The organism is Phycisphaeraceae bacterium, assembly GCA_015709595.1.
GTDB lineage: Bacteria > Planctomycetota > Phycisphaerae > Phycisphaerales > SM1A02 > CAADGA01.
This window is the reverse complement of record CP054178.1, coordinates 1,319,387-1,344,205: the sequence shown is the minus strand read 5'-3', so window position 1 is coordinate 1,344,205 and position 24,819 is coordinate 1,319,387. Positions and strand designations below refer to the sequence as shown.

The 24,819-nt window shown below is 67.5% G+C and carries 20 protein-coding genes and 1 riboswitch; of the genes, 9 read left to right on the top strand and 11 right to left on the bottom strand.

Going from position 1 to position 24,819, the window contains the following annotated elements:
• Positions 1-11 precede the first annotated feature (11 nt).
• Positions 12-2,003, top strand: a complete 1,992-nt coding sequence (gene tadA / locus HRU76_05595; GenBank protein ID QOJ17086.1) for a Flp pilus assembly complex ATPase component TadA — start codon at positions 12-14, stop codon at positions 2,001-2,003.
• Positions 2,004-2,149: 146 nt separating this feature from the next.
• On the opposite strand, the gene HRU76_05590 is transcribed toward tadA, so the two are convergent.
• The 5 genes from HRU76_05590 to HRU76_05570 form a co-directional block, all read right to left on the bottom strand.
• Positions 2,150-3,181 carry a hypothetical protein gene (locus HRU76_05590; GenBank protein QOJ17085.1) on the bottom strand — a complete coding sequence of 344 codons (1,032 nt, stop codon included), beginning with the start codon at positions 3,179-3,181 and terminating at the stop codon, positions 2,150-2,152.
• 153 nt (positions 3,182-3,334) lie between these two features.
• On the bottom strand, positions 3,335-4,060 hold the full coding sequence (locus HRU76_05585) for a hypothetical protein (protein ID QOJ17084.1): 726 nt from the start codon (positions 4,058-4,060) through the stop codon (positions 3,335-3,337).
• A 26-nt stretch (positions 4,061-4,086) separates the two neighbouring features.
• The gene (locus HRU76_05580) at positions 4,087-5,454 is read right to left on the bottom strand and encodes a hypothetical protein (GenBank protein QOJ17083.1); all 1,368 of its coding nucleotides are present in this window, start codon (positions 5,452-5,454) and stop codon (positions 4,087-4,089) included.
• 361 nt (positions 5,455-5,815) lie between these two features.
• The gene (locus HRU76_05575; protein QOJ19110.1) at positions 5,816-6,844 is read right to left on the bottom strand and encodes a methylated-DNA--[protein]-cysteine S-methyltransferase; all 1,029 of its coding nucleotides are present in this window, start codon (positions 6,842-6,844) and stop codon (positions 5,816-5,818) included.
• 240 nt (positions 6,845-7,084) lie between these two features.
• The gene (locus HRU76_05570) at positions 7,085-7,348 is read right to left on the bottom strand and encodes a ferredoxin family protein (GenBank protein QOJ17082.1); all 264 of its coding nucleotides are present in this window, start codon (positions 7,346-7,348) and stop codon (positions 7,085-7,087) included.
• 655 nt (positions 7,349-8,003) lie between these two features.
• On the opposite strand from HRU76_05570, the gene dapB reads away from it, so the two are divergent.
• Complete coding sequence (dapB, locus tag HRU76_05565) at positions 8,004-8,672, top strand: 4-hydroxy-tetrahydrodipicolinate reductase (GenBank protein QOJ19109.1); 669 nt, start codon at positions 8,004-8,006, stop codon at positions 8,670-8,672.
• 113 nt (positions 8,673-8,785) lie between these two features.
• Here dapB and HRU76_05560 read toward each other — a convergent pair whose 3' ends face one another.
• Positions 8,786-9,247, bottom strand: a complete 462-nt coding sequence (locus HRU76_05560; GenBank protein QOJ17081.1) for a hypothetical protein — start codon at positions 9,245-9,247, stop codon at positions 8,786-8,788.
• Between the two features lie 231 nt (positions 9,248-9,478).
• Entirely contained in the window at positions 9,479-11,308 is a 1,830-nt protein-coding gene (gene thiC / locus HRU76_05555; GenBank protein QOJ19108.1) for a phosphomethylpyrimidine synthase, read from the bottom strand.
• Between the two features lie 233 nt (positions 11,309-11,541).
• A riboswitch (TPP riboswitch) is annotated at positions 11,542-11,663 on the bottom strand.
• 240 nt (positions 11,664-11,903) lie between these two features.
• On the opposite strand from thiC, the gene HRU76_05550 reads away from it, so the two are divergent.
• Positions 11,904-12,701, top strand: coding sequence for a hypothetical protein (locus HRU76_05550; protein ID QOJ17080.1), 798 nt, complete (start codon positions 11,904-11,906; stop codon positions 12,699-12,701).
• A 43-nt stretch (positions 12,702-12,744) separates the two neighbouring features.
• Here HRU76_05550 and HRU76_05545 read toward each other — a convergent pair whose 3' ends face one another.
• From HRU76_05545 to HRU76_05535, 3 genes are all read right to left on the bottom strand, one after another.
• Positions 12,745-13,257 (bottom strand): DinB family protein, encoded by a 513-nt coding sequence (locus HRU76_05545; protein QOJ17079.1) that lies wholly within the window; start codon positions 13,255-13,257, stop codon positions 12,745-12,747.
• Between the two features lie 153 nt (positions 13,258-13,410).
• The gene (locus tag HRU76_05540; protein QOJ17078.1) at positions 13,411-14,967 is read right to left on the bottom strand and encodes a hypothetical protein; all 1,557 of its coding nucleotides are present in this window, start codon (positions 14,965-14,967) and stop codon (positions 13,411-13,413) included.
• Between the two features lie 164 nt (positions 14,968-15,131).
• A complete protein-coding gene (locus HRU76_05535) occupies positions 15,132-15,299 on the bottom strand; it encodes a YqaE/Pmp3 family membrane protein (GenBank protein ID QOJ17077.1) in 168 nt (55 codons plus the stop codon).
• Positions 15,300-15,456: 157 nt separating this feature from the next.
• On the opposite strand from HRU76_05535, the gene rnhA reads away from it, so the two are divergent.
• From rnhA to HRU76_05515, 4 genes are all read left to right on the top strand, one after another.
• Complete coding sequence (gene rnhA, locus HRU76_05530; protein ID QOJ19107.1) at positions 15,457-15,900, top strand: ribonuclease HI; 444 nt, start codon at positions 15,457-15,459, stop codon at positions 15,898-15,900.
• Between the two features lie 360 nt (positions 15,901-16,260).
• Positions 16,261-16,905, top strand: coding sequence for a type II secretion system protein (locus HRU76_05525; GenBank protein ID QOJ17076.1), 645 nt, complete (start codon positions 16,261-16,263; stop codon positions 16,903-16,905).
• A gap of 67 nt (positions 16,906-16,972) precedes the next feature.
• Entirely contained in the window at positions 16,973-17,686 is a 714-nt protein-coding gene (locus tag HRU76_05520; GenBank protein ID QOJ17075.1) for a hypothetical protein, read from the top strand.
• 197 nt (positions 17,687-17,883) lie between these two features.
• Positions 17,884-19,125 carry an MFS transporter gene (locus HRU76_05515; GenBank protein QOJ17074.1) on the top strand — a complete coding sequence of 414 codons (1,242 nt, stop codon included), beginning with the start codon at positions 17,884-17,886 and terminating at the stop codon, positions 19,123-19,125.
• A gap of 123 nt (positions 19,126-19,248) precedes the next feature.
• Here HRU76_05515 and HRU76_05510 read toward each other — a convergent pair whose 3' ends face one another.
• Positions 19,249-20,898, bottom strand: coding sequence for an AbgT family transporter (locus HRU76_05510; protein QOJ17073.1), 1,650 nt, complete (start codon positions 20,896-20,898; stop codon positions 19,249-19,251).
• A 271-nt stretch (positions 20,899-21,169) separates the two neighbouring features.
• Here HRU76_05510 and HRU76_05505 point away from each other — a divergent pair, with 271 nt between their 5' ends.
• Entirely contained in the window at positions 21,170-23,197 is a 2,028-nt protein-coding gene (locus HRU76_05505; protein QOJ17072.1) for a S9 family peptidase, read from the top strand.
• Positions 23,198-23,362: 165 nt separating this feature from the next.
• Positions 23,363-24,643, top strand: coding sequence for an AAA family ATPase (locus HRU76_05500; GenBank protein QOJ17071.1), 1,281 nt, complete (start codon positions 23,363-23,365; stop codon positions 24,641-24,643).
• The last annotated feature ends 176 nt before the right edge of the window (positions 24,644-24,819 follow it).

Here is a 24,819-nt window from a genome sequence, read left to right as displayed (position 1 = left end):
AGGGTGACACGGTGGGTCAGTTCAACCTCGACGAGTTGCTGAAGGAGCTGGCGGAGCCCCACCCGGACGCGCCGCGCGAGCCGGGGGACGCGGTCGCCAGCCGTCCGGTTGAACCGCCGCCCGTCTTTGTGCGCAACAACCCCGCCGACACGCCCCGTCCGCCCGACCCGTCCGGCAGGGGGCTGGGCGACACGGTTCCCGCCGCCCCCGCCGCGGCTCAGCCCGACGCCGGGCGCATCCGACCCACGGACGCCCTGGCGCCGCTGTACTCGCCTGATCTGGCGCAGCGCGGCCCGCTGCTGGACCTGGGGCAGGTGCTGCTCAAGAACGACGTCATCAAGCCGGACCAGCTGGCCAACGCCGTGCGCGTGATGAAGCAGACGCCCGGCAAGCGCCTGGTGAGCACGCTGCTGGAAATGGGCGTGGACGAGCACGCCCTGCAGCAGGGCGTGGCGGAAGTGGCCCGTCTGCCCTTTGAACGGGTGGATTTCACCGCTGACAACGCCGTCGACGCCAAGGCCTTCAAGCGCCTGGGAGCGGATTACTGCAAGGCCAATCTCGTCCTTCCGCTGCGGCGCGAGGGCGCCCGCATGGTCGTCGGCACCACCCGGCCCGAGGACGTGTTTCTGCTTGACGAGGTGCGGCGCAAGCTGGGCGTGCTGTCGATCCGTCACGTGCTCGTCGCCGCCACCGACGTTCGCGGCGTCATCGAGACCAGCACCGAGGAGCAGCCCGACAATCAGGAGTACGACGTCAACGAGATTCTCGCCGACGTTGACGAGGATGACGTGGAGGTCGTCAAGGAGGAGAAGGGCGACGACAACTTCGCCGAGGAGGCGGAGTCGTCCCCGGTCGTCCGCTACGTCAACCACATCATCCAGACCGCGGTGAAGGAAGGCGCCAGCGACATCCACATCGAGCCGGGCGAGAAGAAGCTGAAGGTGCGTTTCCGCATCGACGGCGTGCTCTTCGAGATGATGAACCCGCCCTGGAAGATGCAGGCGGCCCTCACCTCGCGCATCAAGATCATGGCGAACCTCGACATTGCCGAGCGCCGCCTCCCCCAGGACGGTCGCATCCGCGCCACCGTGCTGGGGCGCAAGCTGGACCTGCGCGTCTCCACCCTGCCCAGCGCGCACGGCGAGAAGGTGGTGATGCGCATCCTCGACAACCGCTCGATCCAGGTGTCGCTGGATCAACTCGGCTTCGAGCAGGACACCCTGACGATCTGGAAGAACCAGATCGACCAGCCGCACGGCATCATCCTGGTCACCGGACCCACTGGCTCGGGCAAGACGACCACGCTCTACGCCTCGCTGCGGCAGATGGACACGCAGCGGCTCAACGTCTCCACGGTCGAGGATCCCGTCGAGTACAACCTGGCGGGCATCACGCAGACGCAGACGCACGAGCGCATCGGCATGACCTTCGCCACGGCCCTCAAGGCCCTGCTGCGTCAGGACCCTGACGTGATCATGGTGGGCGAAATCCGCGACATGGACACCGCCACCATCGCCATTCAGGCGGCGCTCACGGGCCACCTGGTGCTCTCCACCCTGCACACCAACGACGCGCCCGGCTCGGTGACGCGCTTGATCAACATCGGCATCGAACCGTTCCTCATCGGCGCCGCGCTGAACGCGGTGCTGGCCCAGCGCCTGGTGAGGCGCATCTGCGAGGGCTGCAAGGAGCAGATCCCCGTCAAGCCGGAGATGGTGGACTTCCTCACCATGCACGGCATCGCCGCCGACGCCCTGCCCCACGGCAAGGGCTGCTCCAAGTGCCGCGAAACCGGTTACACGGGCCGCCTGGGCCTCTACGAAATGCTCGTGCTCGACGACTTCCTGCGCGACGCGGTGGCCCGCAACCCCAACGTCACCGAGTTCCGGCGCATCTGCTCGGAGCGCGGCATGGTCACCCTGCGCGAGGACGGCTTCAAGAAGGTCAAGGGCGGGTTCACCACCGTCGAGGAAGTGCTGCGCGTGACGGAATCGACGATCTGACAGACAACTTCAAGCGAACAATGGAGTGTACGAACGACATTGTTCGGCCAGGAATGACGGATTGGTTCTTCGGACGAGCATTCTGATGCGAGGCAACCCCAGCCCCACGCCACCTTCGCAACCCGTCGCGCCGTCGGGCGGCTCCATCACCCGGCCAGTTTCATCAGCCGCTCTCGCAGCCGCGTCAGCATCGTCTCCCGATCGAGCGTGAAGTCCGCCTCGTCCGCTCCGAGTTCCGACTCCATCACCTGCCGAACGATCAGGTGGGTGATGGCGATCAATCCGTCGAGCGATGGGTGCAGTTTGTCGAACAGCACGAAGTTCTTCGCCTCGTCCGCCGTCCACGACTGCTGGCCGATGGTGATCGCCTCGCCGCGGCCGATGCGCTCGATCATCTCGCCCAGCGGCATGACGATGATGTTGGGTCGCGCCGCCGCCCATTCGCGGATTCGATTGTTCATGGCCTTGAGCGTTTCGGGCCTGGGCGCCTGCTCGGCCCGCAGCATCAGCCCCACCGCGGGCGACATGTCGGGGAAGTCGCCCACGATCACCGGACAGGTGAAGATCTCCAGGTGCTTCAGCCCTTCCTCCAGCAGGTCCAGCCGCTGGGCTTCATCGGTGATGAGCCGGCGCTGCGGGTCGGCGTGCCCGTAGCCGAACCAGAACAGGAAGTCCGCCGCCACGATCAGCGTGGGGTTGACCTTGCTGGCGGCGACGGCCAGCCGAGGGCCGATGACCGTCGGATTGCCGAAGAAGCCGAGGTTGGCGTAGGTGCGCACCGGCTCGTGCTGGCGCATGATGGCGGCGTCGATGACCAGCCCGAGGGGGACGCGGTGAATCTCGGTGTCGACTGCGGTCTCGCCGTCGGTTTCACCCTCGCCTGCGGGCCTGGGCGGTGCGGGCTTCTTGGGCACGCGTATCTCCACCCCGAACCCGTACGTGGCGCTGGCGCCGATGGCGACCACGCGCGTCAGGACGTGGGGCCGGACGGCCGGCTCGCCATCGACAGGCGGCGCGTGCGGCGGGGCGGCGGGGGGTGTCATCGGCGCGACGTGAGCCACGGCTGCGAGGGAGTGGTGCTTCCCTCGCGCGTCCGTTAAGGGCGCGCCGCCGGATGCGATCAGTCCGAACCCGAGCAGCAGGGTGAGCCAGCGTGTGGCTGGTGGAACAACGTGCATGCATGGATCCTTGTCAGAAATGGCGAAACGAGTCCGGCACCAGCCGGCGGAGGTGATCCGTCGCCTCGGGATGATCGTATCCAACGAGACCCGTGCGTCGGAGGGAGCTTCCGTCCGGAAGGTGGTGCGATCCGGTTGGGCGGCGGCGTCGCGTCACTCGGGCGAATCCGCACTGGCTCGTTTCCAACCGCATTCCGGGCATCCGTGAATGAGTCCTTCGATGAGTACATAGGCGCAGTGGGGGCAGCGGCCGCGCCGACGGCGCAGCCACGCCCGCGCGGCACGCAGCCCACGCCAGCCGAGCATTGCTGTCAGCATCGCCACCCACGCCAGCACGCCGAAGAACAGGGTGTTGCCGATCATGCCCGGCCACCAGGGCTTCATCGGCATTACACGAGGCAGCGACGCCGGTCGCGGCCCGATGAACGGACCGGGAGGATTGACGGCCGACAACTCACGCCCGTCCACCAGCCGCGGCGGCGCGCCGCGCGGGTCACCCGGTGTACGGATGGTGCGGCCATCCACCTCGAACGCGCAAGTCAGCGATCGAAACGGCCAGCCCCGGGCGTCTTCAATCAGCCGCGTCGTCTTGGACGGGTCGGCAGGCGGGTTCCGCAGACGGCTCCACGGGGGCAGGGGGATGGGCAAGGCGTCCCCGCGCCCTGCGACGACCCACGCGGGTACGGACAGACCGTCGAATCGGTCCGAGCCGGGCGCGGTGGAGTGAATGACATACCACCCGTCACCGGAGTGGACTGACCAATCCGGGCCTCGCTCCGGCAGAAACTCCGGCCCCGTCGCCGCCAGCCGCCACACGTTGAGGATGTTGGTCGCCGCCCCGATGAGCAGCGCGGCGAAGATGACTCCGATGCGAATCACCCAGCGATGGACTCGACCACGACGACTCATTGTCCCGCTTGGTCCACCGGTCGCTCGCGGTACACTCCGGCCGCGTCGTCCCACTTCAGGCGGGCGCGCACGCTGTCCCACCAGTTGAGGAGCCGCCCGGCCTCCACCTCGGCGCGGAAGATTGCGCCCAGGTCGCGCAGCGATTCGTTGGGCGCGTTCGGCTCGGCGTCGGCGACCGTGACGCCCGCCAGGGCCCGCACGCGCTCGACCGCGATGGCCCGCACCGAGGCGTCCTCATGGCGGATCAGGCCGATCCAGTAGGGCAGCGAACGCTCCAGTTGCAGGGCCGCGGCCAGATCGCGGGCTTCGGCACTCGGCGCGGCCGCCCGTCCCGCGACAAACTCGACGAACGGCGGGTCATCCGTGGCGATGGTGAACTCCCGGACGGCGGCGCTGTTGGGATTGTGGATTTCCACACGATTCTCCCGCACCAAAGTCAGCCCGACGGGGTGGGGGGATATGCCTTGCGAACGACCCTCCCGATTCAGATTGATGCATCCGTCGAACACAACCGGTCCGGTGGCGTGAACAATCCCGAAATTGTCGAGAAACTGTGAGTGGCGGACGAACAGCGCGAAGTCGCCGCGCAAGTCGAAGGCGACGCCGCCGCTCGACAGGCGCCCGCCATCGGTGGAGCGACCGGGCCAGCCGTCGAAGATGCAGCGCTCGATGAACAGAATGCTGCCTCCACTGGCGGAGAGCGCATTGGAACCACCCGCGCCGGAGTTGTACCCGGTGATGCGGCAGTTCCGCAGCATGAAGGCGCCATTGGAGCGGATGTCCGTGATGGGAGAGTTGCGGCACTCGATCCGAAGACCCTCCAGAAGGGTGCGAGGAGCCGATCCCACAGTCGTTCCGAGCAGCGTCGTCCTTTCCGGCCCCAGGCCGACGATGGCGACATCCTGCGGCACGTCTCGATACGGCCCGCGACGTTCCATGCCAAGTTCATACTCCCCCTCGTCAAGCAGGATCAGATCACCGGGTGCGGCAGCGAGCAGCGCGCCGCGCAGTGTCTGAATCACTTGATCCGGTCCCACGTGGATCACCCGTCCCGATAGTCGCGGGTGCGTGTCGTTGCGCAGCGTAACGACATGGCGCATCACCGCCGAGAGGTCGAACGCCGACGTCACGACCGCGGTCGAGGCATCGCTTACGGCCTGCCGCACGTTTTGTTTCTTCGTGAGAATGTCAAGCATGCCATCCCGCGCCGGGTCCACCCGGTTCTGCCGAAGCACCGTGCGGATGTTCTCGACCTGCTCGTCCAGCACCTGCTCCGGGTCGGGGGGGGCGGAGCGGGCTGAAAGCGCCTCAAGGCGCGGCGACGCGGCAAGCAACAGCACGACGAGGCACGCGGAACGCATCATGACAACCTCCCGCCAGAATCCGGTCTGACAATGGGCAAGCAAGCCCGCGACGACGTGAACAAGTCAAGTCAACAACACACCGCCGAACTGGGCTTGATGGTACACCAATGGAACCCCGCACGAAAGACCCGCACGGTATGCGACGGCCGTGTAGGACATGTGCTCACGCGGCGGACGTGCGGCGGAAGGATGAATGGAGTCGTGCTGGAGCCGCCTCACGTGAGTGAGGTGAGAGCCCCCGTCCATGCGACGCGATCGGACCCTCGGGCCGCTCGCACGGCTGAGACAGCCGTGGCGCACCTTGCAGGGCCGTGGCGCCCCATGCGGTACGGCTCTCAGGGCGATGGCGCGCGGCGCGGCCTCAGCGCCGGGCGGTTGCGCCTCGCTCGTGCTCCAGCAGCCACTGCTTGCGCCACACGCCGCCGCCGTAGCCGCACAGGGTTCCATCGGCCCGCACCACGCGGTGGCATGGGACGATGATGGCCAGCGGGTTCTGTCCGTTGGCGCGGCCGACGGCGCGCACCGCGCCGGGCGAACCCACCTGTCGGGCGATATCGGCGTAGGAGCGTGTTTCGCCATGCGGAATCCGCCGCAGCGCGTCCCACACGTTCCGCTGAAAGGGCGTGCCGCGCTGGTCGAGCGGGACGGTGAAGCGTCGCAACTCGCCCGCGAAGTAGGCGGCGACCTGGCGCGCCGTCAGTCGCAGATGGTCGTTGTCGCCCGGCGTGATGGCGGCGCTGAAGCGACGACGGATGGCCTCGATCTGCGACTGCAGGGCGCGACGATCGACGAACTCCAGCAGGCACAGCCCGCGCTCGGAGGCGACCGCCAGCATCGGCCCCAGCGGGGTGTCGATCCACTCCGCCAGCAGGGCGGCGACGCCGCCGGCCTTGCCGGGCGGCACGCCGAACACCTTGGCGAAGGCCTCGCGGAAGCCGCTTTCGCTCGCGTACCCTGCGTGGTGCGCGGTGCGGCCGGGCGCCCGACCATTGCGCACCAGCGAGAGCGCGGAGCCCATCCGCCGCGCCCGAGCGTAGCCGTGAACGGTCATGCCGAAGTGCCGTTTGAAGTAGCGGCGGGCGCGGACGGGTTCGATGGCCAGCTCGCGGAGCCGCTGGTCGGTCAGCCGGGCGGCGGGCTCGTGCTCGATGGCGTCGATGACGCGCGTGACCCACTGGGGCCGAGCCGCCGCGCCATCCACCGGGCGGCAGAGGCGGCAGGGTCGGTAGCCCGCGAGCAGCGCCTCGCGCGGGTCGGCGAAGAACTCCACGTTCTCACGCCGGGGTTTGCGCGCCGGACAGACCGGACGACAGAAGATGCCCGTGGTTCGCACGCCGACCACGAACAGCCCGTCCCACGCGGGGTCGCGCTGCAGCAGGGCCTGGTACATCTCATCCGGGCTGGGGAGGGTTCTGATCATGCCGCCACGGTACCGATGGGTTCGGCGGCGCTCCACCGGTTCCTGAGCGCGCTATTCGGAATGGTGCTCCACCTGCGTGTGCCCCGGCCGTATCGGCCGTGCGTTGGTGCGAGTGATGGGCGGTGACGATGCGGTCGAGTCGTGCAGGCGAGCCGCCCGACGGCGAACACCCGCACGGCTCACGGAGCCGTGGCACACGGCGGGTGCGCCTCACTTCGCCGCGTAGTAGTCAGCGTTGATCTGCACGTACTTGCGCCACTCGTCGGGCAGGTCTTCCTCGGGGTAGATGGCCTGCACGGGGCACTCATCCACGCACAGCCCGCAGTCGATGCAGGTGTCGGGGTCGATGTAGAGCATCTGGGCGTCGGCGTGGTCGGCTTCATCCTTGGTGGGGTGGATGCAATCGACCGGGCAGACCTCGACGCAGGAGGCGTCCTTGGTGCCGATGCAGGGCTCTGCGATCACGTGGGCCATGTGGCGTGGTCCTCTCGGCGAGTCGTGGGGAGCGGACCCGATCCTAGCCGGGAACAGGCGGGATCGGCAAGACGCAGGGACGTGCGGTGACGCGCGCCGCGGCGGCGCCTGCTGGAGCCCGGGCCTCGGTCGCTTCGTCGATCCTTCCGGCACGCGGGTTCCATTCGCGCGCGGCCCGTGTGCGACGCAGCGCGGCAAAAAGGATCGGGGCCGGCGTGAGCCGGCCCCTTTCCCGTGTTTCGCTCGTTGTTGGGCCGGGTTCGCCCCGGCTGGCCCCCGTCTCGTTCTCGATCAGTCTCTCTCCGCCTGCCTGTTGGAGTTGTGGGTTGGTGACGTTCAGCCCCCGGCGATGTGAGACGATCTCACATCTTCTTGGTGGCCTTCTTCTTGGCCTTCTTCTTGCCGGCCTTCTTGGTCGCCTTCTTGGCGGCCTTCTTCGTGGCGCGTTTCTTTGCCATGTTCAAGTCTCCATTTGCTTTCGCGAGCTTGTCGGAGCAGCGAAGCGAAACACATCGGCGGACCACCCGCCGCCATTGTTGTACTACTATCGGAAGCGAAAAGAAAGGGGCTTGACACTTTTCCTTGTGGAATCTTTGGCGTGACCCACAACCGGACTGATCCGATTCGGCTCGTCGTGACCGGCGCGCTGGGGCGCATGGGCGCTCGAATCCGCGCACTGGCGTCGGGTGATCCTCGCTTCGCACTCGTCGGCGCGGTCGATCGTGACGGGCCCGTCGAGGGCGCCGAAGCGCTGTCGCGCGGCGCGTTCGACCTGGTGATCGACGTCTCCTCCGACGCCGGAGCCCGCGGCGCGCTGTCGCTGGCGCGGGGGGCGAAGGCGGCGCTGCTCGTGGGAACCACGGGAATCGCCGAGGAAACGCGGCAATCGCTCGCGGGCGCGTCGAGCGAGATTCCCGTCATGATCGCGCCCAACATGAGCGTGGGCGTGGCGGTGATGAAGCACCTGGCGGCGACCGCGGCGCGCCTGCTCGGGCCGACCTGGGACGTGGGGCTGGTCGAGCACCACCACAATGCGAAGAAGGACGCGCCCAGCGGCACGGCGCTGCGGCTGGCCGAGGCCGTGGAGCGGGCCGCGGGACGACCCTTCCCGCGCGAGGCGATCCTCGCCGCACGCGGGGGCGACATCGTGGGCGAGCATTCGCTTCGTTTCATGGGGCAGGGCGAGTATCTCGAGATCACTCACCGAGCCACCACGCGCGACCTCTTCGTGCTCGGCGCGCTGCGGGCGGGCGCGTGGCTGGCGCGGCGGACGCCGGGCCGGTACGAGATCGAGCAGGCCATCGGGCTCGACTCGTCGTCGTGATTCACGCCGCACGTCGAGGTGCGGCGGGGCGCCCTGGGCTCATCAACAACAACGCCGACCCGTGCGCGGATCGGCGTCCGACTCGCCTCATCCATCGCTGACAGGCGCGTGCGTCACCGGCCCGTCATCGACTCCAGCTTGGTGGCGTTCACGCGGTTGTAGAGGTCGAGCATCTCGCGGTCGGTGAGGGCCTGCGGCACGCGAGCCCGCACCACGCCCTGATAGGGGTTGTACCAGAAGGCCGCCGTCCTGCCGTCGGTGGCGGCGATGTTCCACGGGTGCACCCGGTCGCGGTCCTCCAGCCCGGCGATGTCCATCCACGGGCGGGCGGCGTCGAGCAGCGTGTTGCGGGGCAGCTCGCCCTGGAACCACGACGGGTCGATCGTTCGAGGATGGCCCGTGTCGGTGAGGTCCACCTGTTCGAGCGTGATGCGGAGAGCCAGCTGCCGGTCAATCTGGCGCAACGAGGTCCGCGTCGTCTCCACCGCGAGCATCTGCTCATCCTGCCCGCGATTGTGGATGATGACCCCCGCCAGCACCGCCGCCAGCATCACCGCGACCAGACTGTCAATCACGAGACGCATCATGGCAGTTCCCTCCGGGCGGCCACGCACCGACCCGATGCATCAACCGTACGAAACAACTCGACCAGATCGAAGCGTGACTGTCGGGAAACCGGGTGAAGATGTGCGGCCTGTGCGGGGTGGCGGAAGCCGACGCTGCGAAAGTCGGCGATCAGCCGGGCGCCGCCCCCAGCTCCTGCTCACCACGGCCCCCTTGTTGGACCCGGAGCCGGCCCGCTTCGCTCAGATCACCGAGTCATGCGTCGGGATGTTGTGGGCCGGGGCGGTGTTGAGCGGCACGAGCGTCTCGCGCTGGATGCGCTTGGCCTCTTCCGCATCGGGCACGTAGTCGGAGTGGCAGGAGCGTTTGGCCGCGGGGGTGTCGGCGGTCGGTTGCTGGTGGCCGATGGCCGACGGCTTCCTCCCCTTCGCCGCCAGCCGGTGGATTTCGTCCGGGCTGAGAACGCCGCGACGGGCGAGGATTGCCTGCTGCTCGGGGGTCAGGGCCTCGGAACGGACGGGGGCGCCGGGGATGGTTCGGTCGCGGCCGCCCAGTCGCTCGAAGCCGGGGGCCTTGCCGCTGGCGAACTCCTGGATCTCCTTGCTGATGCGCACGCTGCACCAGTCGTGCCCGCACATGGCGCAGAAGTCCGTGTCCACGTCGAGGTCCTCGTCGTGATACGCGCGGGCCGTGTCGGGGTCGAAGGACAACTCGAAGTGCTTCTCCCAGTTGAGGGCCGCGCGGGCCTTGGTGAGTTCGTCGTCGCGGTCGCGCGTGCCGGGGATTCCGAGCGCCACGTCCGCCGCATGGGCCGCGATCTTGTACGCGATGCACCCCTGCTTCACGTCGTCCTTCTTCGGCAGGCCCAGGTGCTCCTTGGGCGTGACGTAGCACAGCATCGCCGCCCCGTGGTACGCCATCGCGGTCGCGCCGATGCAAGACGTGATGTGGTCGTAGCCAGGGAACATGTCGGTCACGAGCGGTCCGAGCACGTAGAACGGCGCGCCGTGGCAGATCGCCCGCTGCACCTTCGCGTTCCACTCGATCTGGTCGAAGGGCACGTGCCCGGGGCCTTCGATCATCACCTGCACGCCGCGGCGCCACGCACGCTCGGTCAGTTCGCCGAGCGTTTCGAGTTCGGCGATCTGGGCGGCGTCGGTGGCGTCGGCCAGCCCGCCGGGGCGCAGGCCGTCGCCGATGCTGAAGGTCACGTCGTAGGCGCGGAGGATGTCGCAGATGTCCTCCCACCGCTCGTACATGATGTTCTCGCGGTTGTGGACGAGCATCCACTTGGCCAGCAGCGACCCGCCGCGCGAGACGATGCCGATCAGGCGGTTCTTGACGTGCTTGAGGTGCGCGCGGCGCACGCCCGCGTGGATGGTGAAGTAGTCGACGCCCTGCCGCGCCTGATGGTGCAGCGAGGCCTCGATCGTCGCCCAGTCGAGGTCCTCGATCTTCTTCCCGATGATCATCGAGTAGATGGGCACGGTGCCGATGGGCACGGTGCTGGCGCGGATGATGGCCTCGCGGCAGGCGTCGAGGTCGCCGCCGGTGGAGAGGTCCATCACCGTGTCCGCGCCCCATTTCTCGGCCCACCTGAGTTTCTCGACTTCTTCGTCGGTGCCCGACGAAACGGGCGAGGCGCCCATGTTCGCGTTCACCTTGGTGCGGCTGGCACGCCCGATGCACATCGGGTCGAGGTTGAACTTCAGGTGGTTGATGTTCGCGGGGATGACCATCCGGCCCGCCGCGACCTCGTCGCGCACCGCCTCCGCGGCCCTGCCGGGGAAGAGCGTCTCGAAGTGCGGCTCGCGCTGCGCGACACGGCGCATCTGCGGCGTGACGATGCCGAGTCGCGCGTGCTCCAGTTGCGTGACGGGCTTGAAACCCGGCGGGGGCGTCACGCGGCGGACAATGCCGCGGGCGTCGGCGAAGGTGTACGACTCGCACGCGGCGCAGGGAGAGGAAGCGCAGCCGCGCGGAGCGGCGGCCGCCTCGCGCTCGCCGAGGATCTCGACCAGCCAGCCGTCGGGCATGAAGTCCCAGGCGGTCTTGTCGCTGGGCGCGGGCATGCCGGGCGTGTCTGGGCTGGCGAACATGCGCGGGCCGCCGATGTCGGGTCTGAGCGCAAAACTGCCTGGCGTGGTGACGTTGGGCGTGTCGCCGGGGTTGATCGCGCCGTGCAGAGGCAGCGGAAAGCCGCCGACCTCCGGCCGTCGTGATGGCGCGTCGGAGGCCGGAGCCGAGCCGACACTGGCTCTGTTCGTGGCGTGCCCGTTCGAGGAATGACCGTTGGATGTCATCGAATGCGTCATGGTCGCTTCCCTCCGCCGGTTCGAACCGGATCAGGTTCCACGGGTGCTTCTCAGCGAACGTCAGCGGCACAGGCGTCCCGCCTGTGACTCGTCCGCGCCCCGAGCGTTTGATCCATCGTAGCCGGGTCCGATCACGTTTTCGCCGCGGACGATCCGTGTTTACGGACCTTCCGAGCCCGGAGAAACTGCCGCACGCCGTGCCGAGTCGTGCATCCGCCTCAACCGGTGGTTCGCTCGGGACGATTCCCATACGAGAATTCCGCGGATCGGTCATCATTGAGGAGTCCGCCGCGGCGCCGCGCCGGAGGACTCGCCATCGGCCAGCGCCGTGGACTCGCAGGGAGAACGCATCATGCTTGGCAAGGGCTTCACATTCGCCGTCGTGGGCGCGGTGGTCGGCGCATTGGTGTGGTTCGTGATCATCGAGATTACCGGCTGGTCGCTGTGGGTGCTGGCGCCCATCGTGGGCGGGGCGGCGGGGTACGGCATGATGCGCGGCACGCAGATGCGCGGCGGCTTCCCAGCCGGCGTGCTGGCGGCGGGGCTCACGCTCTTCGCCATCTTCGGCGTGCGCTTCATCGTGGTGAACAACGAGATTCAATCCCACCTCGCCGTCAGCGAGGAGAATGTCATCAACGAGATCGCCTACGGCGTGGCCGAGGAGTGGGAGGAGGAGGGCTACGAAGTGTGGGACGAGCAGGAGGAGGACTACCTGCCCGAAGTCTACGACGAGGCCACCGACCGCTGGACCGACATGAGCGAGACGGAGCAGGAGGAGTTCATGTCGATGCTCACCGAGGGAAGCGACGAGGCCGCCGCCCTGTTCACGCCCTTCGCGCTGCTGTTCGACTTCGGCCTGTTCGGCACGTTCTGCGCCGTGCTGGCGGCGGGCACGGCCTTCAAGACCGGCAGCACCACGCTGGAAGAGGCGCTGATCGAGCGCGGCGAAGCGATTGACGTCGGTCACGCGGCGATCATCGCTTCCGACATGCGGGCGGCGGAGGGAGGCGGGTTCTTCGCACGGCTGGGACGTGAGGAACCGACATCGCCGAAGACGGCGCCAATGAAACCCGCAGGCACACCCGGATCATCGTGCATCGCCGGTCAGAGCGCCGCCCAGGATCAGGAGGCGCGGCGACGCGCGGCATGATCGACTCAATGTGCCCGTCGCCAAGCCGACGTGAGCATGTCTCTCAACTCAACGCGCGACACCACTCCACCACGCTGCTCTGCGGCAGCACGCTGACGCCCAGATGCCGCAGCATGTTGAGCATCTGCGCCCGGTGGTGCATGCCGTGCGTGGCGACATGGGTGAGCACCGCGCCGCGGGTGAAGGTGTATGACCTGCCGCCCCGCTCGCGCGTGACCGTGCCGTCGAGCGGGTGGGCGTGGGCGTGCCGCTTCAGGTCCGCCGCGGCGTCATCGAGCAAGGCGATGAGTTCACTGATGGCGAGCTGCGGCCCATCTTCCAGCCGCGGGCGGTAGGCGCGCCCCGCCAACAGATCGGTCCACACCCGCATGGCGCCGAGGATGTGCCTCGCCGTGTCGTGCAGCGAGCCGACGCCCATCTCGAAGCGGCGGTGGAACTGCTCGGGCGAGAGCGCGGCGCAGGCGTCCAGCACCTGCCGCGTGGCCCAAAGGTTGTGATCGAGGAGGATGTCGATGGGGTTGTGGGGGGGGTTGTGGGGGAGGTTGGGGGAGGACATGGCGGCTGCTTTCACTTGTGCAGCAACGATATTCTTGCTCAGGTTGCTCCGCCAGATGGCGCAGGCGTCGCGCCTGCGATCTCTTCAGCGTCGGACGATCGGCAGGCGGGGACGCCTGCCCCACCACTCCGTGAGCCGCGCCCACGCCAACATCTACTCCGTGCGCTTCAACTGCTCGATCATCTCCTTGTGCACGCGCTCCGCCGTCAGGTTGACCAGCGAGCCGTGCGAGGCGAAGCGCACGATCTCCACGTACCCCGGCCCCGGCGGCAGGTCAGGCGACCGCAGGTCCACCATCTCCTTGACCCGCCTGACCGCGCGGTCCAGGTAGAACGAGTCGTGCTCGCCGCAGAAGAGCCGCACCTTCTGCCGCATCACCGGGCCGAGTGTCTCCCAGTTGTCGCGCAGCCGAAGCGCGATGTCGAAGCGCGACCAGTGCTCGACCACCTGTTTGTCGATGACGCCGGTGAGGGCGTCGAACATGGGCCGCGGCAGGCCGGTGGCTCCGTCGCGGGGGGAGAACATCGCCTCCCATGCGTCCCATTGCAGGCCGCTCGTGCCGTCGGGGGCGATGATGCGCTCCATGCCGGCCTCCTGCCGCACCGTCATGTGGACGACATCGCGGCCCTCGAAGTCCACCGTGCGGTACGAGGGGGTGTCATTGCGGGCCGTGGCGTCCGCGCCCGTGGCGATGGTGAACAGGTTGCCGTCCGTGTACAGGTTGGTCATCTGGAACGCGGCGAAGTCCACCGGGTCCGGCGCGCTGGACCAGCAGCCCCCGAAGAACGCGGGCCAGTTGAGCTGCAGCCACAGCACCGTCCACCCGCCGGAGGAGTGGCCGTAGAGCAGGCGGCGGTCGGGCCGGGCGTCGAGTCGGAAGCGTTTCTCCAGTTCGGGAATGAACTCTTCCACCAGCGTGCTGCCGCGCGGTCCGTGGTTGTCGTTATCGACGAAGCCATGATGCCCCAGCGGCGACTCAGGGTCGAGCACGATGATCACCGCCTGCGGGGCGTACTCCGGCTCGACGGTCGCCAGCATCTCGGCGTAGTTGGCGGCGGATTCCTCACGCCCGCCGAAGCCCGGAACGATGTAGATCGCCGGCCACTTCTTCTCCGGCTGCGCGGGGTCGAACCAGCCCCTGGGCAGCGCCACCCCGGCGCGGTGGTAGACATCACGCCCGTAGAACGCGCTCAGCCGCTCGCTGCGGACCTGCACCCACTTCAGATTCCCCTGCTCGGCGGGCAACTCGCGCGGCTTCACGACGTGCGAGAGCGTCAGTTTCACCTCATCCGGCCTGCTGCGATCAACACGCGCGGAGATGACATCGCTGAACATGTTGCCGGGACCATGCTGGAACGATCGCTCCGTGCGGTCGATGTCGAGAATCGCCTGCACGCGGATTGATCCGTGCAGGTGGTCGATCGAGTGCGGAAACGCCATCGCGGCGCCGTCGATGGTGATGGATGTACCGGGCCTCCAGTCGGTCACGTCCACCCCGGCGATCGGCTCGGGGCGGTCGAAGAACGGGCCGTCGATGGGGCTCGCGCCCCAGTCCGGGCTGCCTTCGGTCAGAAAGAAGAGCAGCAGCCGACCCGTGGCGGGTTCGACGCGGGCGGCGGGGTCGAGCGTGATGACATAACGATCTCCCTGGGCGGCGGCGCAGGAGGCGAGCAGGATCAGGACGAGCGGCAGCAGACGGACGGTACGCATGGTTGATGGTACCGGTTCAGGAAGCAGCCGGTGAACGGAACCACGGCTGATCACCGATACCGGGTGAAAGACCCGAAGCCGGGCATCGGCGGCCTTCAATGTTCGTCCGCGGCTTCATGCCGCTCTCGGTCGTGGTTGGCTGGTCGATGACGTGCAGACGCAAGTTAGGCGCGCTTGTCAGTCACAATCAGCCACAGGGCGTGGATCACGCCGGGGATGCCGCCCAGCAGGGTGAGGGCCAGGTTGATCCAGAAGTGGGTGGAGATGCCCACCTGCAGCGCGGCGGCGACGGGCGGCAGAATGATGGCAAAGATAATCTTGATGATGATCATGGGGCTCCCTCGAAGAAGTTGAGGCCAGCATACTGTTTCTCCCCGGCGTTGTCATACGGAAGATGAATCGGGAACGGTCGGCGTGCGTCAGACCGGGTCGGTGCAAGGAGCGTGTTCAATGAGTTCCGGTGGTCGTGGGGAGCATGAAGCGGGCGTGATGACCCGCGTGGAGCTGTTCACCGACGGGGCCTGCTCGGGCAACCCCGGGCCGGGCGGGTGGGCGTACATCCTGCGACACCCCGAGTCGGGCAAGGAAGTCGAGCGCGCGGGCGGCGAGGTCCGCACCACCAACAATCGCATGGAGCTGACCGCGGTCATCGAGGGGCTTTCGGCGCTCAAACGCCCCACAATCGTTGACCTGTACTCGGACAGTCAGTACGTCGTCAACGGGCTCAACGAATGGATGGACGGGTGGAAGAACAAGGGCTGGAAACGCGGCAAGCACCCGGTGGTGAATCTCGATCTGTGGCGGCGGCTCGACGACCTGCGTCAGGTTCACACCATCCGCAGTCACTGGGTGCGCGGGCACAACGACCATCCCGAAAACGAGCGATGCGACCGGCTGGCGGTGGAGCAGGTGGAGCGGCACCGCCCCAGCTGAGCGCCGCGTGCGAACCGCACCCGTCACCGACGCCGATCATCCGACTGGGGTGACCGGCTGGCCAGCACTCCCTCTCACCAAAAGCATCGGGGCGACTCGTCAAAATCGCCCCGTTGCTTCAAGGTGAACGACGCCGCGGACGTCGCTCGTGACCGGGATGTGGTCCCGGTGTTGGTGCGTCCATGATGAATCGTGATCGTGCGATGTGCAAGTGAAAAAGGATGGATTGTGGACAACTCCGCGCCAATCGTTCCGTCGGTGCGGGTGGGGCGCGGGAACAGTCCGGGAAGCGTGAAACGGCCATCGGGCGTCGCCCGAAGAATGGGGCGGGCAGGAACTCATGGCGTCTGGTGGAGTCGCGTGAACGTGCGAATGGGACCGAAGGCGGGACAATCCGGGGCGGTGCAAGCCGGGCGGTTTCGCCGTCGCCACCCGCGGTCGCGCCATGCGGGCGCGGGCTTCACGCTGGTGGAGTTGCTGGTGGTCATGGGCATCCTGGCCCTGCTGGTGGGGATTCTGCTGCCCGTCATGGACACGGTGCGCGACAAGAGCCACGAGGCGGGGTGCCTGGCCAACCTGCGCCAGATCGGCGTGGCCATCGAGGGGTACCGGCAGAATCACAACCGGCTCCTGCCGCGCGTCGCCCCTCTGCCCAGCGGCGACCCCTTCAGCGAGCCCGACGGGCTGTGCGGGGCCTTGAAGCACTTCATCGACCCCACCAGCGACACCTGGGTCTGTCCCGCCGACCACCGGCACGTGCGCGGGCGGGTCAGCGCCAGCTACTTCTACGTGGCGGGGGCGTTTATGCTCTTCCTGCCGCCCGATCCCTTCCCGGCGGCGCGGCAGGTGACGGAGTACTTCGAAAAGCAGGCCGCCAACTCGATTCCCATCGTGTGGGACAGCGAGGATCGTCACCCCATCGGCACCGCACTGCCGCGCAACGGCCTGTACATTGACGGGCGCACCGAGCGCGTGGGCGAGCCGTTCACGATTCCGGAGGGGTGAGGCGTCAGGCATCAAAGCTCGGAACTCGGACTCGGAACTCCGTACTCTCGCGGCACGCAGAACACCCATGCGACTTCCCGACCGATACGAGATCGACCGCTTCTTCCGCGACCACGGTGCGCGGATTCGCCGCATGGCGATCGCCGCGCTGGTGCTGCTCATCGTGGTTGTCGCCGGGTACTGGTTCTTCGAGGGGCGCACGCGCCGGCCCCCCAGCATCTTCGACACGCCCGTCGACGACGTGGCGTCGTTCTTCGTCTCGCCCGACTTCAACCGGCTCTCGGTGCAGGAGCGGATGGAGCTGATCGGCAACTTCGTCAAGCGCTTTCAGGGGCTGACGCAGTCGGAGTCGGCGGTGCTCTCGGCCTTCATGGCGGGCCTGACCGGCAAGACGATGGACCAGCTGCGCGAAAACGTGCGCATCCTGGCCCGCGACTTCATGAAGGAGGGCGCCAGCGGCTACTTCAGCATCCCGCCCGAGGAGCGCGCCCGGTACCTCGATCAATGGCTGGTGGAGTGGATGAAGTTCGGCGAGCGCATGGAGCGAGGCGAGGAACGCGCCATGAGCGACGAGGATCGGCTCGCCATGGTCAAGCGCGACGCCGCCCGTGGGCGCGAGCGCGAGGCCCAGCGCGGTCCGGACGCCAGCCAGTGGAGCGAGCGCGACGCGGTTCGCATCATGGACTTCTGGCGCCGCGAGGTGGAGTCCGTCGCCACCCCCTCCGAGCAGGGCCAGATCATGCGCTTCATGCAGGATCTGCGCAAGCACGTCGGGGGATAGAGAAAAGAACGCACGTCAGAAACTGGCCCCGGAACCTGGATTGCCCCATCGCGGATGAACCCTTCAGGAGCGTGGAAGGGGCCTCGGGTCGCCCTTGCCCTTGCGCCTGACGCCCGGACGACACGCACTTGCGGTTCGCCGTCGTCATGTTCGGGCGGCGTGGTCATGCGCCGGTCAGACGCTGTATCCTTGCGGTCATGGCTGCAACTGACTCCGCGAGCGGGACGGCTCCATCCCGGCGATGGATCACGCGCACCGTGCTGGGCATCGTGCTGGCCACGTTCTTCTCCGACGTCAGTCATGAGATGGCGACGGCGGTGCTGCCCTTCTACCTGGCGACGGTCGGGCTGGGACCAGCAGGGCTGGGACTGATCGAGGGCGTCGCGGACTTCTTCGTGAGCATCTCCAAGCTCGGGGGCGGCTACCTGGGCCATCACGTGAAGCGCAAGAAACCGTGGGCTTCGCTGGGATACCTGGTGACCACGCTGGCGACGGCGGCGATCGGGCTGGTGGGCGCCCTGGGCGCCATCGTGTCGCTGCGCACGACGGCGTGGATCGGACGGGGGTTCCGCTCGCCATTGCGCGATTACCTGCTGGCGGACGCGGTGGAGCCGACGCACTTCGGTCGGGCCTACGGGCTGGAGCGCGCCGGCGACATGCTGGGCGCGGTGGTGGGTCCGCTGATCGCGGCGGGCGCGATCGCCCTGGGGCTGGGATTCAGCGAGTTGATCCTGTGGACGGTCGTGCCGGGCCTGATCGCGGCGGGGGCGCTGTTCTTCATCGCGCGGGAGAAGGGCGATCACCACGCGGAGGTCGCCGATCCGGTGGGCGCGGCGCGGGAGGCCGGACGATCCGGGCGCTGGCCGGGCTTTCCGCGGGCGTTCTGGCTGTTCCTGATCGTGGTGGTGCTGTTCGGCATGGGCGACTTCTCGCGCACGTTCCTGATCTGGATCGCGGCGCGATCCATGGGAGCGGACTTTTCCACGGGAGGCGTGCTGTCGATGGCGGTGCTGTTGTACGCGGGTCACAACCTGGTGGCGGCGCTGGCGGCGTATCCGGCGGGACACGTCGGCGACCGGCGCTCGAAGCGGGGCGTGCTGGCGGCGGGGTACGGGCTGGGCGTGGTGGTGAACCTGCTGCTGGCGGTCGGAAGCGGATCGATCGCGATGGTGGTGGTCGCCATCGTGCTCTCGGGCGTCTATATCTCGATCGAGGAGACGCTGGAGAAGGCGGTGGCGGCGGAACTGCTGCCGCGGCATCTGCGCAGTCTTGGCTTCGGCATCCTCGCCTGCGGCAACGCGGTGGGCGACATGGCGTCGAGCGTGTACGTCGGGCTGCTGCTGCAGGCGGGCCACGACGCGACGGCGTTTCTGCTGGCGGCCCTGTTCGGCGCCGCGGGGCTGACGGTGATGTTCATCGTCCGCCGCCGGTTGTCGTGAGGAAGCCGCGGAGACCTCCGCCGGTGAGGCGAATCCTGCCGGGCGTCGGATCGTGTCATGCGACGAGAGAACTCGTCTCGATCGCCACCCCGGTCACGCCAGGTTGTCAAATCACCAGGCCGATCACCCCGCCGGGTAATACGTGGGCGCCCCCGGGCCCACCGGCAGACCCAGCAGGAACACCCATACGTAGAACAGGGCGGTCCAGCCGATGATGAGCGCGATCGAGTAGGGCAGCATGGTGGCGATCATGGTGCCGATGCCCAGGTTCTTCTGGTAGCGCACCGCCACCGCCAGGATCAGCCCGAAGTAGGACATCATGGGCGTGACGATGTTGGTGGTGCTGTCGCCGATGCGGTAGGCGGCCTGGATCACCTCCGGGCTGTAGCCCACGGTCATGAGCATGGGCACGAAGATGGGCGCCGTCACCGCCCACTGGGCGCTGGCGGAGCCGATCATCAGGTTCACGAAGCAGCACATCAGGATGAAGGGAATGAACACCAGCGGGTTGTCGAGTTTCATCGCCACCAGCCAGTCCGCGCCCACCACGGCCAGGATCTGCCCCAGCCCGGAGTAGTTGAAGAACGCCACGAACTGGGCGGCGAAGAACACCAGCACGATGTACAGCCCCATCGAGCGCATGGCCCCGGCCATGGCGTCGATGATGTCGCGGTCGGACTTCATCGTGCCCACGACCCGGCCGTACACGAAGCCAGGGATCACGAAGAAGATCAGGATCATCGTCACCACGCTGCGCAGCATGGGGCGGAAGGAGTCCGGTCCGGTGAGCGAGCCGTCCGGGTCGCGCAGCACGCCCCAGCCGGGCAGGAAGGACGCCCAGTCGAGCCACGCCACGCGCGGACCGGCCAGCACCACGAAGCCCAGCGCGACGATGAGCGCGGCCAGCCCGGCGGCGAGCAGGCCCTTCCTCTCCCGCGCAGTTACGGTGTTCATGGCGGCGCTGGGGGGCGGACCGTCGGCGTCGTCCGCGTCCGCCGGGTTGTACTTCCCCAGACGGGGCTCGACGATGCGGGCGGTGATGAACCAGCCGATGGCCGTGACCAGGAACGTGCTGGCGGACATGAAATACCAATTGACGGCGGGGTGGACTTCGTAGCCCGGGTCGATCAGCCGCGCGGCTTCCTCGGTGATGCCCGCCAGCAGGGGATCGACGGTGCCGATGAAGATGTTGGCGCTGTAGCCGCCGCTCACCCCGCAGAACGCCGCGGCCATGCCCGCCAGCGGATGCCGCCCCAGCCCGGCGAAGACGGCCATCGCCAGCGGGATCAGCACCACGTAGCCCATCTCGCTGGCGGTATTGCTGATGACCCCCGCAAAGACCACCACGAGCGTGACCAGCTGAGGCGGGGCGGCGAGGATCAGCGCGCGAATGGCCGCCGAGAGCAGCCCGGACTTCTCCGCCACGCCCACGCCCAGCAGCGCGACCAGCACCGTGCCCAGCGGCACGAACGAGACGAAGTTGTGAACGAGGTTCTGGGCGATCCAGCGGATGCCGTCGGCGTTGAGCAGGTTGGTGGTGGTGAGCATGGCGCCGTCCGCGGCGGCGGGACGCGGATCGGCCACGCTCACGCCGAAGTACGTAGTGATCGCGCTGATGATCGCCACCGCGACGGCGCACAGGGCGAAGAGCGTCACCGGGTGCGGCAGCAGGTTGCCCAGCCACTCGACCAGCGTGAGGAAGCGCGCGATGAAACCGCCGCGCGGCGGGCGAGGCGCGGGGCTTGCCGTCGTTCCATCGGCGGGGCTGGTCATGGCGTTGTTCCTTCCTCGAGCACGGACTGACGGAGCGCGTGGCGACACCCACGACCTCAGGAGAGCCGCGACCGTGAGGGAGCGGGGATCGATCTCGCGTTCCTCGCGCCGGAACCATCTTCGCGATGAAACCGAGTCACGCAAGTGCCCACTGCAACGTCCCGGCCTGCTCGCCCAACAACTTGAGCCGCGATTCCCGCGGAATACGATCACCTTCGACCGCTCACCCACGGGCCGGACGCTCCGGCGTCGCCCATCCGGAGAACCCCTCATGCTGGAATCCCGCCTGTTCTGCTCGGCGCTGGTGCTGAGCACGTCGTTCCTGCTCCCCTCCGCCGGTCTGGCTCAGACCATTTCCGGCGGCGCGGGCGTGGAGGTTGAGGCCGCCCCACGATCCGGGAACCTGATTCCCCGCGACGTTTTCTTCGGCAACCCCGAGCGGGCCGCGGTGCAGATCAGCCCGGACGGTACGCGGCTCGGCTACATCGCGCCGCACAACGGCGTGATGAACGTGTGGGTGCAGACGGTCGGGAAACAGGACGCGCGGCCCGTCACCAACTCCACCGGACGCCCCATCCGTCAGTACTTCTGGGCGGAGAACAACGATCAGATCATCTACCTGCAGGACCGCGGCGGCGATGAGAACTGGCATCTCTACGCCGTGGACCTGAAGACCGGAGCGGAAGTCGACCTGACGCCCTTCGAGCACGTGCAGGCCCGCGTGGTGGCGTCGGACGAGAACTTCCCGGACGAAATGCTCATCGCGGTGAACAACCGCGTGCCGCAGCTGCATGACACCTGGCGTGTGAACACCCGCACGGGCGCCCGCACGCTGGTGCATGAGAACACCGAGGGCTTCGCGGGCGTCATCGCCGACAGCCAGTATCGCGTGCGCGGCGCGCTGCGGTATCGACCCGACGGCGGCATCACGGCGTTCCTGCGTCCCGCCGGCGAGGGCGAGTGGACCAGGTTCGCGGAGTGGGATCAGCAGGACGCCCTGACATCCAGCCCCATGGGGTTCACCCGCGACGGCAAGACGCTGTACCTGCTGGATTCGGCGGACCGCAACACCGCGGCTCTCTTCTCGGTGGACGTGAGCGACCCCGCCATGCCGCGCACGCTGGTGGCCTCCAGCGAGAAGGCCGACCTGAGCGGCGCGGTGGGCGACCCCAGGACCGGCAGGCCGCAGGCGGTGTCGTGGGAGTACGCAAGGCGGGAGTGGACCATCCTCGACCCCTCCATCCAGAAGGATTGGGACTACCTGTCCACCGTGGAAGATGGCGAGATGAACATCACCTCGCGCAGCCGCACCGATGACAAATGGGTCGTCAACTACGTGGTCGATGACGGGCCGGTGAAGTACTACCTGTACGACCGTGCCGCCGGCAAGGCGACGTACCTGTTCTCCAACCGTCCGGCGCTGGAAGGGCTGAAGCTGGCGAAGATGGAGCCGGTGATCATTCCCTCCCGCGACGGGCTGGAACTGGTGTCGTATCTCACCAAGCCGGTGCATGGACCTGCGAATCACCTTCCGATGGTGCTGCTGGTGCATGGCGGCCCGTGGGCGCGCGATTCGTGGGGGTACAACTCGCTGCACCAGTGGCTCTCCAACCGCGGCTACGCGGTGCTGAGCGTCAACTTCCGCGGTTCGACGGGCTTCGGCAAGGCGTTCATCAACGCCGCCAACCGCGAGTGGGCGGGCAAGATGCACGATGACCTGATCGACGCCGTCAACTGGGCGGTGGAGAAGGGCATCGCCGATCCGCGCCGCGTGGCCATCATGGGCGGGTCATATGGCGGATACGCCACGCTCGTCGGTCTGACCTTCACGCCGGACGTGTTCGCGGCGGGCGTGGACATCGTCGGCCCCAGCCACGTGGGCACGCTGCTGGCCTCCATTCCGCCCTACTGGGAGCCGATCAAGGCCATGTTCGAGACCCGCGTGGGCGCGGCGCACGAGAAGGAGTATCTCGATTCGATCTCGCCGCTCACCAGGGTCGATCAGATCAGGCGGCCGCTGCTCATCGGTCAGGGCAAGAACGACCCGCGCGTCAAGGAGGCCGAGAGCGAGCAGATCGTGCGCGCCATGCAGGAGCGCAATATCCCGGTGACGTATGTGCTCTTCCCCGACGAGGGCCACGGCTTCGCCCGGCCTGAGAACAGCATGGCGTTCTTCGCCGTGACGGAGGTCTTCCTGGCCCAGCATCTCGGCGGGCAGTACCAGCCGATTGATGATGACGTGAAGAAGTCCAGCGCCCAGGTGCCCGCCGGGGCGGAGTTGATCACGGGGCTGAAGTGACCGCATGGCCGCACGGGCGGCGCGTTTCGGAGCACCCTGACACAGCCGCGGTGGTCGCCGCGGCTGTTTTCTTCAAATGCAGGAACCGGGCGCGGTGGCAGCCGATGGCGACGTTGGCACGACTCGCTACGATGCTCTGATTGGTCCGTTCCCCGAGGCCCGCGCGTGTTGACCCGCATCGAAGCACTGAACTACCGCTCACTCCGATACGTGTCGGAGCGACTTTCGCCCTTTCAAACGCTTGTCGGTCCGAACGGATCGGGCAAGAGTTCGTTTCTGGACGTCGTGGGATTTCTCGGTGACCTGCTTCGGGTTGGCCCGCTGCGTGCGATTCAAGGCGAAGGGATGGCGGTTCCCCAGCGTGCCGCCGATCCCATGCACCTGTGCTGGATGCGTCAGGGCGGATGGTTCGAACTCGCGGTCGAGATGGACATCCCAGCGGCGCGGTTGGAGCGGTTGGGCAACGGGCGCACGAAGCGGGCGAGATACGAGACGCGGATCGAAGTCGGGGGTGACCGCGGCGAGGTGCGAATTGCCATTGAGACGCTGTGGCTGACGCCGGCGGACGACGCCGGTGCGACCGTTGAGCGAACGCTCTTTCCCACGCCTCCCGCCGTTCCCGAATCGGTCGTGCGTGCACCCGGGAGACAGAAACCTGAGGGCTGGAAGAAGGTCGTCACCAAGAACACGGAGGCCGGGACGGACTACTTCATGTCGGAAACGACTGGCTGGAACAACCCGTTCCGGCTTGGCCCCGCAAAATCGGCGCTTGCCAACCTGCCCGAGGACGAGGATCGCTTTCCCGTGGCGACGTGGGTGAAGCGCGTGCTGATGGAAGGTATCCGGCGCGTGACGCTGAACGCCGAGGCAATGCGTCGTCCGAGTCCACCTGGTTCTCCCCGCCACTTTCTGCCCGATGGCTCGAATCTGCCGTGGGTCGTCCATGAACTGGAGACGCGGGATCGCGACCGTTTTGCCCGCTGGATTGAACACTTCCGAACCGCCATACCCGACCTGAGGACTGTTACGACCATTGAGCGCGAGGAGGATCGTCACCGATATCTCGTCGTGGAGTACGAGAACGGTCTCAAGGCCCCCTCGTGGGTTGTGTCGGACGGAACCCTTCGCCTCCTGGCGCTGACGCTTCTCGCGTTCATCGACGGTATCGAAGGCGTGTACCTTATCGAGGAGCCCGAGAACGGTATTCACCCGCGGGCGGTTGAAACGGTGTTCCAGTCGCTTTCGTCGGTCTACAACGCACAGGTGCTCTGTGCGTCGCACTCGCCCGTGATACTCGGTCTCGCCAAGCCAGCCGACCTCCTGTGCTTCGCCAAGGATGAGCATGGCGCGACCGACATCGTTCGCGGAGACGAGCACCCCCGTCTGAAGAACTGGAAAGGTGCCTTGGACCTCGGAACGCTATTCGCCGCGGGGGTGTTGGGGTGACGCCGGAACTGGTCATCCTGGTTCCCGACAAGGACATCGAACAGACGCTCCACCACCTGCTCTTGCGCCCCGAGAGTGTCGGCATGCGGCCTCTCCACTCATTCAAACTCATCACGCATCCGGGGCGCGATCCGGGCGTGTATCACACCGGACATGACCTCCTCCGGGCCTTCGAG

Excerpts from the sequence above, each read along its gene's own strand:
- HRU76_05515 (QOJ17074.1), top strand. The coding sequence starts at position 17,884 with ATGGCTGCAACTGACTCCGCGAGCGGGACGGCTCCATCCCGGCGATGG.
- HRU76_05550 (QOJ17080.1), top strand. The coding sequence starts at position 11,904 with ATGCTTGGCAAGGGCTTCACATTCGCCGTCGTGGGCGCGGTGGTCGGC.
- HRU76_05520 (QOJ17075.1), top strand. The coding sequence starts at position 16,973 with ATGCGACTTCCCGACCGATACGAGATCGACCGCTTCTTCCGCGACCAC.
- rnhA (QOJ19107.1), top strand. The coding sequence starts at position 15,457 with ATGACCCGCGTGGAGCTGTTCACCGACGGGGCCTGCTCGGGCAACCCC.
- dapB (QOJ19109.1), top strand. The coding sequence starts at position 8,004 with ATGGGCGCTCGAATCCGCGCACTGGCGTCGGGTGATCCTCGCTTCGCA.
- HRU76_05505 (QOJ17072.1), top strand. The coding sequence starts at position 21,170 with ATGCTGGAATCCCGCCTGTTCTGCTCGGCGCTGGTGCTGAGCACGTCG.
- HRU76_05545 (QOJ17079.1), bottom strand. The coding sequence starts at position 13,257 with ATGTCCTCCCCCAACCTCCCCCACAACCCCCCCCACAACCCCATCGAC.
- HRU76_05570 (QOJ17082.1), bottom strand. The coding sequence starts at position 7,348 with ATGGCCCACGTGATCGCAGAGCCCTGCATCGGCACCAAGGACGCCTCC.
- HRU76_05510 (QOJ17073.1), bottom strand. The coding sequence starts at position 20,898 with ATGACCAGCCCCGCCGATGGAACGACGGCAAGCCCCGCGCCTCGCCCG.
- HRU76_05535 (QOJ17077.1), bottom strand. The coding sequence starts at position 15,299 with ATGATCATCATCAAGATTATCTTTGCCATCATTCTGCCGCCCGTCGCC.
- HRU76_05590 (QOJ17085.1), bottom strand. The coding sequence starts at position 3,181 with ATGCACGTTGTTCCACCAGCCACACGCTGGCTCACCCTGCTGCTCGGG.
- HRU76_05575 (QOJ19110.1), bottom strand. The coding sequence starts at position 6,844 with ATGTACCAGGCCCTGCTGCAGCGCGACCCCGCGTGGGACGGGCTGTTC.
- HRU76_05540 (QOJ17078.1), bottom strand. The coding sequence starts at position 14,967 with ATGCGTACCGTCCGTCTGCTGCCGCTCGTCCTGATCCTGCTCGCCTCC.
- HRU76_05580 (QOJ17083.1), bottom strand. The coding sequence starts at position 5,454 with ATGATGCGTTCCGCGTGCCTCGTCGTGCTGTTGCTTGCCGCGTCGCCG.
- thiC (QOJ19108.1), bottom strand. The coding sequence starts at position 11,308 with ATGCCCGCGCCCAGCGACAAGACCGCCTGGGACTTCATGCCCGACGGC.